Here is a 13,416-nt window from a genome sequence, read left to right as displayed (position 1 = left end):
ACCCAGCATCGGCGCCCGCCCGGTCGGCATCAGTAGTCCCAGGCCCCGAGTGCAGCCTGCGGCGCACTACGCACGAGCAGTGCGAGCATGAGCGCCACGATCACCCAGACGAGAATGGCCCGGGCCACCATCGAGCGGTCGATGCCAGCACCTTCCTTCAGCTGCGCGACCGGTTTGCGCCCGGTGATCATCGGCACGATGAGATTTTGCTTCTTGACCAGCAGATAGAAAAGCACCGCCACGATGTGCACTGCAATCGCCGCTAGCAGTACATTCACGACCAGCTTGTGGACCTTGGTCATACGGTTGCTGAACGCCTCCGATACATAACCGAAAAGCGGACCGCTGTTCATGATCTGATCGTTCGCGACGAGGCCCGTCACGGCCTGAACAAACAACAACGCAAGCATCAACAGCACCATCCACCCGCCCAAGGGATTGTGGCCGACGCAGTGTCTACGGGCTCCGGGTCGAAGCAGGTCCCGCGCATAATCCCACGTCCAGGCCGGACCTTTGATGAACTGCCGGAAGCGGGCATAGCGCGGCCCGCACCATCCCCAGATCAGGCGACTTATCACGATGAACAAAACCAGGTAGCCACTGCGCCGGTGCCAGTCGAAATAGTCGGCGGACAGGTTCTGCGTCAACCAGGCCAGAGCGACGCCGACGATCAGCAAGCCGTGCATCAGCCGCAGCGGCAAATCCCATATCAGCCTCCCGGAGCTTGAAGTATCCTGTCGCATTGCCTTCATTTTGACTTGATTACCCGCTTGCGCATTGCCGAAAATGCACTGCCCTGACCACACTGGCGAGGAACTTTCCGCATTATTGCCGATCTAGGCCAAAGACCCGCACCATGATCAAAGCAGAACGCCTCACCAAACGCTACGACTCACTTACTGCCGTCGATGACGTCAGTTTCAGCGTCGCACCCGGCGAAGTCCTGGGATTCCTTGGCCCCAATGGCGCCGGCAAAACCACGACCATGCGCATGATCGCCGGGTTCCTGCCGCCCACCAGCGGTACGGCAAGCATCAATGGTCACGATGTCGAGGCCGATCCCATCGCTGCCCGCCGTTGCCTCGGTTACCTGCCAGAAGGCGCACCGAGCTATGGCGAAATGACCGTGGAAGGCTTCCTGCGCTTCATCGCCGATCTGCGCGACCTGCATGGTAGTACCCGCCGCCAGAGGATGGACGAAGTAGTCGGGCGACTGGCCCTGCAAGGCGTCCTCGGTCAAACCATCGATACACTTTCGAAGGGATTTCGCCGGCGCGTCGGCATTGCGCAGGCGATACTGCACGATCCGCCGGTGCTGATCATGGACGAGCCAACCGACGGGCTCGACCCCAACCAGAAGCACGAAGTCAGGCGGCTCATAGCCGACATGGCGCGCGACAAGATCATCGTAATCTCGACCCACATTCTCGAAGAAGTCGACGCGGTGTGCACGCGCGCCATCATCATTGCCAAGGGCCGCGTCGTCGCGGACGAAACACCTGCGGCACTTGCGCGACGCTCGCGCTATCACGACGCGATAAGCGTTCGATTCGCGGACAGCAACGCGATGCTGGCTGCCCGCGATGCCCTGCAGTCGGTTCCCGGCTATAGCGGCTGCGATGCTGACGGCCATAAACTGCAATTGACGGTCTTCGGAAGTTTCGCCGGGCAGGGTCCGGCCACGGTGAAGGCGCGACTGGACCAGCGCGACATCGCGGTCATGGACATGCGTCTCGAACAGGGGCGTCTCGACGATGTTTTCCGCAGCATCACCGCCTGACTGTCCCGCCAGCCCCGGAGTCGACCCACGTGAGCCACGTCAGCGCCATTTTTCGCAGGGAGTTCGCCAGTTACTTCGCAACTCCCCTCGCCTATGTTTTCATCCTGATTTTCCTGGTGCTGGCAAGCGCCCTCACCTTCTATATCGGCGGGTTCTATGAGCGAGGCCAGGCCGACCTCGAGCCTTTTTTTGTTTTTCACCCCTGGCTCTACCTGTTCCTGATTCCGGCGGTGTCCATGCGACTGTGGGCCGAAGAGCGCCGCAGCGGCAGCATCGAGTTGTTGTTGACGCAGCCAATCACGCTATGGCAAGCAGTGATCGGGAAATTCCTTGCGGCCTGGGGTTTCACCGCGATTGCGCTCGCGCTGACATTTCCGCTCTGGGTCACGGTCAACTACCTCGGCAAACCCGACAACGGCGCGATCATCACCGCCTATATTGGCAGCTTGCTCATGGCGGGCGGATTTCTTGCGATCGGCTCGTGCATGTCGGCATTGACGCGCAACCAGGTGGTCGCGTTCATCCTGACGATAGTCGTTTGTTTCGCCGTGTTGTTGGCCGGCTTCCCGCTCGTTGTCGACGCATTGCGATGGCTACCGGAAGGCCTCCGCGATGCCGCAGCATCGATTTCGTTCTGGACGCACTTCGAAGCATTGCGCAAAGGCGTCATCGATTTGCGCGATGTCCTGTACTTCCTTCTGACCATGATTTTCTTTTTGACCGCAACGGCAATCGTTCTCGAGGCGAGACGCGCATGACTAGCCACGGCAATCTGGGGGAGCGCCTATGAGCCATCGATTGCGCATGGGTGGCGGAGCGCTGATCGCTTTGACACTGCTCTTCCTCGGCAGCGTCATCCTCGTATCCAAGGGCCTGCATGGGCCGCGACTCGACCTGACCGAAAACAGGCTCTACACGATTGCCGATGGCACGCGCAACATCATTCAAAAGCTTCCAGAGCCGGTCAACCTGTACTTCTTCTTTTCGGCCGAAGCGGCGCAGCAGGTCACTGGCCTCGACACCTACGCGACTCGCGTGCGTGAGTTGCTGGAGGAGCTGGCGTCGCGCAGCGGCGGCAAGCTGCGCCTGTCCGTCATCGACCCGCAACCATTTTCCGAGGAGGAGGACCGGGCTGCAGCGCTCGGCTTGCGCGCGGTGCCCATGGGAGCCAACGGTACCCAGGTCTATTTTGGACTTGCCGGCACCAACTCCACCGACGGCCATGCCAGCATCGAATTCTTCGATCCGGGCAAGGAAGAGTTTCTCGAGTACGACATCGCCAAGCTCATCTACCAGCTGGGCAACGAGAAAAAGCCGGCGGTGGGCTGGTTTTCATCGCTGCCAATGGACGCCGGCATGGACCCGGCGTCCGGCCAGTTTCGCGACGCCTGGGTCGTACTCTCGCAAGCTCGCCAACTATTCGATGTGCGCATCATCGATCGGTCCGGGCTCGCGACGATCGATCCGGCAATCAAGGTACTGGTGCTCGTGCACCCGAAGGAGCTGACACCTGCGACCGAGTTCGCCATCGATCAGTTCGTCATGCGTGGCGGCCGGGTGCTGGCGTTCATCGACCCGTTGGCAGAGCAGGATGAATCTGCTGCCGAGCCAGGTAATCCCATGGCGGCTCTGGGCGCAGACCGTGCTTCGAGGCTCAGCCCGCTGCTGAAAGCCTGGGGCGTAGATTTCGACAGCACCCAGATAGTCGGCGACCTGCATTACGGCATGACCGTCGCCATGCGCCAGGGTATGGCACCGGTGCGACACATTGGCATTCTGGGACTCGATCGCGACGCATTCGACCAGAAGGACGTGGTAAGCGGCGGTCTTGGCAACATCAATCTGGCGAGTGCCGGCGAGCTCAAACCGATAGCCGACAGCAAACTGAAATTCGAGCCCTTGCTGCTCTCGAGCACCGACTCGGGCCTGTTGCCGGCGGCACGATTTTCCATGATGACCGACCCGGCGACGCTGCGTGACGGGTTCCGCCCGGACGGACAAAGGCACGTGCTTGCCGCGAGAGTGAGCGGGCCGATCAGGAGCGCGTTTGCCGACGCTGCGCCCGAAGGCACGGCCGCAAGCGATGAGCGGCTGCGCGAATCACGCGAGCCCGCCAACCTTGTGATCGTCGCCGACACTGACCTGCTGTCCGATTTCATGTGGGTTCGTCAACAGAACCTTTTCGGGCAGCGAATCGTGCAGCCATGGGCGAACAACGGCGACTTCGTCTGGAACGTGATCGAAAATCTTGCGGGCAGCAATGATCTGATCAGCGTCCGCGGCCGTGCGAGTTTCACGCGGCCCTTCGGCCGGGTGGATGACCTGCGCGTTGCCGCCGAAGACCGCTTTCGCGCGAAGGAGCAGGAGCTGGAACAGGAATTGGCGGCGACCGAACAAAAGCTGTCGTCACTGCAAACGCAGCGCAACGACAGCAATGCCATGCTTCTCACGCCCGAACAAGAGGCCGAACTCGAACGCTTCCAGGACGAGAAGCTGCGCATCCGCAAGGAACTTCGAGCGGTTCGCGCGGGCCTCGACAGCGATATCAAGGCGCTGGGCAATCGACTCAAGTTCGTCAATATCGTACTGGTACCGGTTGCGTTCGCACTGCTGGCGTTGATCTTCGTCACGTGGCGACGCCGCTCCCGCGGTGCACCACCGGCCGCCAGGACAGGAGACGAACCGTGACGTCACGCAAGCTGACCTTGTTGCTGCTCGCGGCGCTGGTGGTTATAGGCGGCGCCCTGTGGCTGTCTCAGCAACGCTCGCTGCCGCGCGATCTCGGCACGGAAACGAAACTTTTCGATTCACTGCAGGGCGAATTGAATGCCATTGACAGCATGACGGTCAGCCAGTCGGGCGAGCGCACGACGCTGCAGCGTTCGGCCAACGGCTGGCAGGTCGCGGAGCGCGGCTTCGCGGCGGATCAGGGCAAGTTGCGCAAGTTTCTGATCGATTTCGCGGGACTGCGCATTGCCGAGAAAAAAACGTCATTGCCGGCGAAGTACACCGAACTCGGCATCGACGACCCGAGCAAGCCTGGAGCGTCCAGCACGCTGGTCGAGCTTCGATCAGGCGAGAAAAGCCTTGCCGCGGTCATACTCGGCAAGAACGCCGGTGGGCGCGGCGTGTTTGCACGCAAACCCGGCGACGCACAAGGACTGCTCGTCGAACCGTCACTTTCACCGTCCGCCAAACCGGCCGACTGGCTTGCGCACGAACTGGTTGATATTGCCGCCAAAGACATCGTCGGCCTGACGGTCACCCAGGCGGGCAGGACCTACCGGTTGCGACGACCCTCGACCGACTCGCCGCACCTGGCCATTGTCGATCTTCCTAAAGGTCGCACGACGATCTCGGATGATGCGACGGACCAGTCTGCCAGGGCCCTAGAGAAACTCGAAATGACCGACCTTGCGCATCGTTCCGACAGCAGTGACTTCTCACCTGTCGATCATGCGCGCGCCGAGTTGTCGGACGGTACCTTTGTCGATATCGCGGGCCACAGCGATAACAATCGCGCCCGCATTACCATCGATGCGGGCGTCGTATCAGGAGCCACCGACAACCCGGCAGCGCCCAGTGCCGAGACCATGCGGCGACTCGCCGGGTTCGTATTCGATGTTCCGACCTGGCGTTACACGAGCCTGTTCCGCCCGCTCGAGGACATGCTGAAACCCGCCGGCTAACGCGCGCGCAGGATCGCGATCAAGGACGCACCCGCCAGCAGCGCGGCGGGCAACCAAGCCAGTAGTACCGGATTGAGGTCGAAAACGATCGTACCGCTTTCGAGCAGGTTCTGCAGCATGAAGAACGCGATTCCAAGCAGCATGCCAACAACCGTACGGCTGCCCGAACCGGCGCTTCGCAACACACCGACGACCAGGGGCACGGCAAGAAGAACGGCGAATACGATCGCGACGCTCCGCGCAATGCGCGACCAGAATGCGAATATCGTCTGACCGGCGTCGAGGCCATTGGCACGAAGATGATGGATGAGCTTCCACAGACTGCGATTGGGCAGCTGCCAAGGCTCGCGCACCGTCAGTCCGAGCAACTCGCCGCTGCTGCCTGTCGCCAACCGGTAGCGTTGCTCGCGCTCGGCATTCACGGTCTCGCCCGCGAAAGTCGTTACCGCATAGGAGCCGAGATCCCAGTATCCGGGACTACCCGCCGCGGCCGACGCGGCTGTGGCCATGGACTTGAGTCGACCTTGTTGGTCGAGCTCGAAAATCGCGACCCCGGAAAAACTGTCCGCCGTCGATTGTTGCGTAACATTGATGATGCGACTGGGCTCGCGCAACCAGGCGCCGCCGCGCCCCGCAAAACTGATGTTGGAAAACTTGGCGAAGGCTTTCTGCTGCTTGGCAACCTGAACCAGCGGCGGCGCGATGTACTCGCCGAGCAGCACAGCCATGCCGAGCAGTACCAGAGCAGCGGGCAGGATTGACCGGGCCAGGCTCCAGACCGACATGCCTGCTGCGCGCAAGACGGTGATCTCGCTGCCGCGGGCGAGCGCGCCCATACCGATCAGGCTGCCAATGAGTGCTCCGATAGGCAGCAATTCGAACATCTGCTGCGGCAGGTTGAACAGCGCGAACCAGAACGCATCACCGCTGCGGTAAGTGCCGATGCCGACGTCATCCTGCTGGCCGATGAAGGTAAACAGCGCGGTAAGCGCCATCAATACCATCATCACCATGGCAACCGATGCAAGCACCTGCCGCGACAGATAGCTGGTGATCCTCATGCCGCTGCCTTGTAGCGAAGCCGCGCAAGCCAATTCGGCGACGCCAGGATCAACCAGGCGGCCAAAAGAATGACTGCATGTACCCACCACACCCCGAGCCAGGCGGGCAGACTGCCGCGTTCGATTGCAAGGCGTCCCGTCGCAACCAGATTGGTGTATGCGATGTAGATGAGAATCGCGAGCCACACTTTCGCGTAGCGACCCTGCCGCGGACGCAGCCGCGCCAACGGCACGGCGATCACGGCAAGCACCAGGGCCATGATGGGCAAGGCGGTTCGCCAGGCGAATTCGGCAATGGCCTTGCTCGTACCCATCCTGATGAGCTCGGCCGTTGGCACGGACTCGATTCGAACCTCGCTCGTATCAAGGTCCGGGACGTGTACTGGAATGACGTTTTCCTTGAAACGAATGATGCGAAAGCGTCTCTCACCCGGAACACCTTCGTAGCGCTCGCCATCAAACAAGGTGATGGTATGAACCGCACCGTCGTTGCTGATTTCGTGGCGCGCGGACTGGGCCGTGACGACCTCGAGCGACTTCTCGTGCGCGCGTTTGACGAATACCTTGCGCAGCGTTCCGTCCGGATCCTCGCTCTGGGCGTACACGACCGTCCCGGCACCGCCAAAGGTGGCAAACTTCCCCGGGGCGATTGGCGAAAACTGCCCCGCGAGCGCAGCTGACTTGCGCAGATCGAACAAGCGCTGGGCCGCGCCGGGCGCGAGCACCAGCGTAATCAGGCATTGCAGCAACGCGATGGCGAGTGCCACTGCCATTACCGGCCGCAGCACGCGGCCAGTCGCAACACCACAGGCTTGCGCCGCGACCATTTCGCTTTCGTGATACATGCGGCCAAGAGCCAGCACCACGCCGAGCAACAGGCCTATGGGCATGATCACCGCGAGATTCTGCATCGTGCCTGCCCCGATCAGTTCGAGCACCACTGATCGTGGGTAACCACCCTCGGCGGCACGCCACAAAACCCGCGCCACTTCGTTGGTGACCAGGATCACGAGCAACACCAGCGTCACCGAGGCGACCGCCGCCAGTACTTCGCGCAACAGGTAATTGCGAAAAACGCCGCCCAAGAGATCAGTCCGGAAAAGTCCGATAAACTATCATTATAGGGCCCGGCCCAACCGACCACGGCCTAATCGTGGGCTGTGGCGGGACAGCCAAGGCAACCCGAAGGAGCGCGCGCGGATGAATTTCGACCTTTGGTCCAAGAAGGTACCTCAAAAAGACAATGATTGTTGCGTGGTCGGAGTGTTCGACGGCGGCAAGCTCGGCAAATGGGCCGACGAAGTCGACCGGCAGCAGGATGGTCGCATTTCACAGCTCGTCAAGCGAGGCGACTTCTCCGGCAAACTCGGCGAAACATTGTTGCTCCCGCCAGTTGCCGCAGATTCGCGCACGCGCGTGCTGCTGGTGGGTCAGGGTGCGCAGAAGAACCTCAATCGCCGTGCATGGCGACGCGCGTTGGTGAGCGGCTTCAATGCGCTGGCGCGAACCAGAATTCAAAGCGCAACGATCGCGCTCGATGTTGCGGTTGGCGGCGAATTGCCCGACGCCTTGCTGGTGCGCAGCGCCGGCGTGCTATGCGGACAGGCGATTTATCGCATCAACGACCTCAAGAGCGGCACGCACCCGCCCGCGCCCGCACTCAGGCACCTGACGATAGGACCTGTCGCAAGCATCAGCGCGGCAGGCCGCCGAGCGGCCAAACAGGCCGCCGCCATCACCGTTGGCATGCGCACCCAACGTGATCTGGCCAACCTGCCGGGCAACCACTGCACGCCCACCTACCTCGCTGCCACGGCACGGCGCATTGCACGCGACTACAAGAGCGTCAAGCTGCGGATTCTGGATCGTAACGCGATCAAGCGAGAGAAAATGGGCTGCTTCCTGGCCGTGACCCAAGGCAGCGACGAGCCACCTCAGTTCATCGTCCTCGAGCATCGACCCGCCCGCCCATCGAAGCGTGGTCCGGTCGTGCTGGTCGGCAAGGGTGTCACCTTCGACACCGGTGGCATATCGCTCAAGGACCCACCGGCCATGGATGAAATGAAATTCGACATGTCCGGCGCAGCCACCGTGCTTGGTGCCGTGCACTTCGCGGCAGAATACAACCTGCCCCTGCATGTCATTGCACTGGTGCCTGCCTGCGAGAACATGCCTGGCGGCCGCGCAATCAAGCCGGGGGATATCGTCACCAGCGCGTCAGGTCAAACAGTCGAAATCCTCAACACCGATGCGGAAGGCCGTCTCATTCTTTGCGATGCGCTGCACTATGCGCGCCGATACAAACCATCGGCGCTCATCGATGTAGCCACGTTGACCGGTGCCTGCGTCGTCGCCCTGGGTGCCCACCATAGCGGGCTCATGAGCAACGACGATGCGCTTGCCAGTGAGCTGCTTGACAGCGGCCTGCGCGCGGACGATCGACTATGGCGGCTGCCATTAACAGAAGAATATGCCGAGCAATTGCGCAGCAATTTCGCCGATATGGCCAATGTCGGCGGCCGCGATGGCGGCGCGATCACTGCCGCGACCTTCCTGTCCAAATTCACCACGGGCATGATATGGGCACATATCGACATCGCGGGCACGGCCTATCTGAGCGGAGCGAACAAGGGCAGCACGGGTCGCCCGCTCCCGACGCTCGCCGATTTTCTGCTAAAGCGTGCGGGCCAATAGGGCCGCCGGGCATGCCAAGGCCTCGAGTCGATTTCTACATCACTGACGACGCCAGCGGTCGGGAACGGCTGAGGCTCGCTTGCAGGCTGGCGGAGAAAGCCTACCAGGCAGGCCAGGCGGTGGTCGTACTGTGCGCCGATGCAGAGCAACAACGTGCCCTCGATGAACTGATGTGGACTTTCCGTGACGGCAGTTTCCTGCCGCATGAGTGCGCCGACTCCGTCGCTCCGGTGGAGCCGCGTTGCGTCAGGCTGCAGCTAGACGCCGACAATGCGGGCGAAATCGTCATTTCGTTATCGGAAACGTTTGTCGCAGCGGCAGACTCCTGCGAGCGCGTCATCGACATCATCGATGGTGACGCGGACCGCCGCGCCCGCGGGCGCGAACGCTTTCGCAGCTATCGCGAACTGGGCCTGGAGCCCGCGACGCAGCAGCTGCGGGGACGATCGGCGCACTAGGCGCTTGGGTATACTCGCCTTCTGCATCCGCCACCGGGCCTGACCCTAGACTGATGGACAAGACTTTCTCGCCGGGCTCGATCGAGTCCACAATCTACGAACGCTGGGAGAGCCGCGGGTGGTTTGCGCCGCGCGGTTCCGGCGATCCCTACGTCATCATGCTGCCTCCGCCGAACGTCACCGGCACACTCCACATGGGCCATGCGTTTCAGCACACGCTGATGGATGCGCTGACACGGTATCACCGCATGAGCGGCCGCAATACGCTCTGGCAGCCAGGGACAGACCATGCGGGCATCGCCACGCAAATGGTCGTCGAGCGACAGTTGGCGACTGCAGGCCGCAATCGGCGAGACATGCCGCGCGAGGACTTCCTGGCAGAAGTGTGGCGCTGGAAAGCGCAATCGGGCGGCACGATCGTCGCGCAAATGCGGCGCCTCGGCGCATCCGTCGACTGGACGCGAGAGCGTTTCACGATGGATCCCGATCTATCAAGAGCCGTGAACGAAGCATTCGTACGACTGTACGAAGACGGACTCATCTATCGCGGCAAACGGCTCGTCAATTGGGACCCGGTTCTGCTCACGGCCTTGTCGGACCTCGAGGTACTTAGTACGGAGGAAGATGGAAAGCTCTGGCACCTGCGCTACCCGCTCGAAGGCGCCGAAGGACATGTGACGGTTGCAACGACCCGACCTGAAACCATGCTCGGCGACGCGGCCGTCGCAGTCAACCCGGATGACCCGCGCTACGCACATCTCGTCGGCAAGCGCGTTCGGCTACCGATCGCGGAACGCAGCATCCCGATTATCGCCGACCATTACGTCGACCCAGAATTCGGTTCCGGGTGCGTCAAGATTACGCCGGCACATGATTTCAACGACTTCGAGATCGGCGAGCGTCACGGGCTGCCAATGCTCAATATCCTCACCGCCGATGCACATCTGAATGACAGCGTGCCAGAACGTTATCGCGGCCTCGATCGCTATGCTGCACGCCAGCAACTGATCGCGGAGTTCGAGTCGCTGGGACTGCTCGAGCACACAGAGGCGCACAAACTCATGGTTCCGCGCGGCGATCGGTCGGGGGCCGTACTCGAGCCGCTGCTCACAGATCAATGGTATGTGCGCATCGATTCGCTCGCGCAGGAGGCGCTGTCTGCCGTCGAGTCCGGACGCACGCGCTTCGTGCCGGAGAACTGGACCAAGACCTACTACGAATGGATGCGCAATATTCGCGACTGGTGCATAAGCCGGCAACTTTGGTGGGGACACCGCATTCCAGCGTGGTACGACAATGAGGGCCGGTGTTATGTCGGCCGTGACGAAGCCGAAGTGCGGAGCAAGCACGCGCTCGCCGACAGCCTCGCGCTGCGCCAGGACCCGGATGTCCTCGATACCTGGTTCTCATCGGCTCTATGGCCGTTCTCGACCCTCGGCTGGCCCGATGAGTCAACCGACCTGCGCAGCTTCTATCCCGGGTCAGTGCTGGTTACCGGTTTCGACATCATTTTCTTCTGGGTGGCTCGCATGATGATGATGGGCCTCAAGTTCAGGAAGGACGTGCCGTTTCGGGAGGTGTACATCACCGGACTGGTGCGCGATGAACATGGCCAGAAAATGTCCAAGTCGAAAGGCAATATCATCGACCCCATCGACGTCGTAGATGGTATCGATCTCGACGCACTCATCGCAAAGCGGACCTCCGGCCTGATGCAGGAACACCTGCGTCCCGCAATCGAGAAAGCCACGCGCAAGGAGTATCCGCAGGGTATCGCGGCACACGGCGCAGATGCCCTGCGCTTCACCTTCGCGGCACTCGCCACCCAGGGGCGCGACATACGCTTCGACCTGGGGCGCGTCGGCGGCTATCGAAATTTCTGCAACAAGATCTGGAACGCGGCCCGGTTCGTCATGATGACCGTCGGCGACCAGCCGCCGGTCCGGCCTGCGGCGGGAACCGAATCGGTAGTCGACCGCTGGGCGCAGTCGCGCTTTTCCGCCATGCTTGCCGATGTGCACGCAGCGTTCGCGGAATATCGCTTTGATTACGCCGCAAACGCCCTGTATACCTTCGTGTGGCACGAGTACTGCGACTGGTACCTTGAATTGTGCAAACCGATACTGCAGGGCGAAGATCCCGATGCAGCGGCGCGAGTTCGCTACAACATGGTTTCGTTACTCGAAGCTGCGATGCGCGCCCTGCATCCATTGATGCCATTCATCACCGAAGAGATCTGGCTGAAACTCGCGCCGCTCGCCGGAGCGCATCATGAAAGTGTAATGCTGGCAGACTATCCGCTGACACAGAACCATGCGCGCGACCTGCAGGCCGAATCCGAGATCAGCTGGATCCAGCAATTCGTGATGGGCCTGCGGCAGATTCGCGGCGAGATGGATGTCAGTCCCGGCCGACGGCTATCCATCAAGATTGCCGATGCGAGCGTCGACGATCGGCGCCTGCTCGCCGCCCATGAGTCGCTACTGCGGCGATTGGCCGCGCTCGGGTCGATCGACGTGTTGCCGGCGGACGCGCCTGCCCCACCTGCCGCGATGGCCAACGTCGGCCTGATGCGCCTGCTCGTGCCGCTTGCCGGACTGATCGAGCCGGCCGCCGAGCGCGATCGGCTGCAAAAGCGCATGCAGAAATTGCAGAAGGACCTCGATCGCAGCCGCGGACTGCTCGCCAAAGACAGCTTCGTCAACGGCGCGCCGGCCGCGGTAGTGCAGCAGGAACGCGATCGCGTGACGGAGTTCGAAGCGCTGTTGGGCAAACTGCGCGGCCAGGCGGCAATAGTTGACAGGCTCATCGATGGCAACTAGCGAACTCACCGCCGCCCTCGATGCGCTCGGTGAAGTCATCTTGGGCAAAGCAGGACAGCTGCGGTTGGCACTGGTCTGCCTGCTCGCGCGCGGGCATCTGCTGATCGAGGATCTGCCTGGCGTGGGCAAAACGACGTTGGCCCATGCGCTGGCGCAGGTCCTCGGCATCGCCTGGCAACGCGTTCAGTTCACCAGCGATTTGCTGCCAGCCGATATTCTGGGCGTCGCTGTCTTCGATCGCGCCACGCAGCAGTTCAATTTCCGGCGCGGTCCCGTATTCACGCAGTTGCTGCTCGCGGACGAAGTCAATCGGGCCAGCCCGAAGACCCAGAGCGCATTGCTCGAGGCAATGGAAGAACGACAGGTCAGCACCGAGCTCACGACCTATCGGCTGCCCGAACCATTCTTCGTCGTTGCGACCCAGAACCCGCTCGAACAGGCTGGCACCTTCGCTTTACCCGAGTCGCAACTGGACCGTTTTTTGATGCGCATACAGCTGGGGTACCCCGATCGCGCCAACGAGCGGCTGTTGTTGCGCGGCAACGACCGCCGCGACGCCCTGCCCTTGATGCATCCGGTGATGAGTGCCGAGCGGGTCATCTATTGGCAGACGCAGGTGCGCGAGATTTTTCTATCCGAGCCCGTTCTCGATTACGTTCAAGCCCTTCTGCAGAAGAGCCGGGAACTCGATGGCGCATCCAATGGCCTGTCGCCCCGCGCCGGCCTCGGACTGATTCGCGCTGCGCAGGCCCACGCTCTGGTGCAGGGGCGCGCCCACGTTCTGCCCGACGACGTCCAGGCCGTGTTCGTGAGCGTCGCCGCCCATCGCTTGCACAGCCGCAGCGGTGGCGATGCCGGCAATGTTCTTGCTGCCGAATTGATGGAACTCATACCTGTGCCCTGACGCCATGC

At 61.9% G+C, this 13,416-nt stretch carries 11 protein-coding genes; 8 read left to right on the top strand and 3 right to left on the bottom strand.

Going from position 1 to position 13,416, the window contains the following annotated elements; translation table 11 throughout:
* Positions 1-29: 29 nt before the first annotated feature.
* Complete coding sequence (locus R3E77_07870) at positions 30-743, bottom strand: cytochrome b/b6 domain-containing protein (GenBank protein ID MEZ5499332.1); 714 nt, start codon at positions 741-743, stop codon at positions 30-32.
* A 113-nt stretch (positions 744-856) separates the two neighbouring features.
* On the opposite strand from R3E77_07870, the gene R3E77_07865 reads away from it, so the two are divergent.
* The 4 genes from R3E77_07865 to R3E77_07850 are packed head-to-tail and all read left to right on the top strand — an operon-like array spanning position 857 to position 5,469.
* Positions 857-1,780 (top strand): ABC transporter ATP-binding protein, encoded by a 924-nt coding sequence (locus R3E77_07865; GenBank protein ID MEZ5499331.1) that lies wholly within the window; start codon positions 857-859, stop codon positions 1,778-1,780.
* Positions 1,781-1,809: 29 nt separating this feature from the next.
* Positions 1,810-2,538 carry an ABC transporter permease subunit gene (locus R3E77_07860; protein ID MEZ5499330.1) on the top strand — a complete coding sequence of 243 codons (729 nt, stop codon included), beginning with the start codon at positions 1,810-1,812 and terminating at the stop codon, positions 2,536-2,538.
* Positions 2,539-2,566: 28 nt separating this feature from the next.
* Positions 2,567-4,468 carry a Gldg family protein gene (locus R3E77_07855; GenBank protein MEZ5499329.1) on the top strand — a complete coding sequence of 634 codons (1,902 nt, stop codon included), beginning with the start codon at positions 2,567-2,569 and terminating at the stop codon, positions 4,466-4,468.
* Positions 4,465-5,469 carry a DUF4340 domain-containing protein gene (locus R3E77_07850; GenBank protein MEZ5499328.1) on the top strand — a complete coding sequence of 335 codons (1,005 nt, stop codon included), beginning with the start codon at positions 4,465-4,467 and terminating at the stop codon, positions 5,467-5,469. Before R3E77_07855 ends, R3E77_07850 begins: the two co-directional genes overlap by 4 nt.
* Here the strand turns inward: R3E77_07850 and lptG are convergent.
* Complete coding sequence (gene lptG / locus R3E77_07845; protein MEZ5499327.1) at positions 5,466-6,530, bottom strand: LPS export ABC transporter permease LptG; 1,065 nt, start codon at positions 6,528-6,530, stop codon at positions 5,466-5,468. The two genes, R3E77_07850 and lptG, sit on opposite strands and share 4 nt — an antisense overlap.
* Entirely contained in the window at positions 6,527-7,615 is a 1,089-nt protein-coding gene (gene lptF, locus R3E77_07840; GenBank protein MEZ5499326.1) for an LPS export ABC transporter permease LptF, read from the bottom strand. The genes lptG and lptF overlap by 4 nt, the downstream gene beginning before the upstream one ends.
* Positions 7,616-7,730: 115 nt before the next feature.
* Here lptF and R3E77_07835 point away from each other — a divergent pair, with 115 nt between their 5' ends.
* The 4 genes from R3E77_07835 to R3E77_07820 are packed head-to-tail and all read left to right on the top strand — an operon-like array spanning position 7,731 to position 13,408.
* Positions 7,731-9,224, top strand: coding sequence for a leucyl aminopeptidase (locus tag R3E77_07835; protein MEZ5499325.1), 1,494 nt, complete (start codon positions 7,731-7,733; stop codon positions 9,222-9,224).
* An 11-nt stretch (positions 9,225-9,235) separates the two neighbouring features.
* Positions 9,236-9,682: a DNA polymerase III subunit chi gene (locus R3E77_07830; protein ID MEZ5499324.1), complete on the top strand. Its 447-nt coding sequence runs from the start codon at positions 9,236-9,238 to the stop codon at positions 9,680-9,682.
* Between the two features lie 53 nt (positions 9,683-9,735).
* Positions 9,736-12,504, top strand: a complete 2,769-nt coding sequence (locus tag R3E77_07825; GenBank protein ID MEZ5499323.1) for a valine--tRNA ligase — start codon at positions 9,736-9,738, stop codon at positions 12,502-12,504.
* Positions 12,494-13,408, top strand: coding sequence for a MoxR family ATPase (locus tag R3E77_07820; protein ID MEZ5499322.1), 915 nt, complete (start codon positions 12,494-12,496; stop codon positions 13,406-13,408). Before R3E77_07825 ends, R3E77_07820 begins: the two co-directional genes overlap by 11 nt.
* Positions 13,409-13,416 lie beyond the last annotated feature (8 nt).

Source organism: Steroidobacteraceae bacterium (genome assembly GCA_041395505.1).
Classification (GTDB): Bacteria; Pseudomonadota; Gammaproteobacteria; order Steroidobacterales; family Steroidobacteraceae; genus JAWLAG01.
This window is presented reverse-complemented; position numbering and strand designations above follow the sequence as displayed.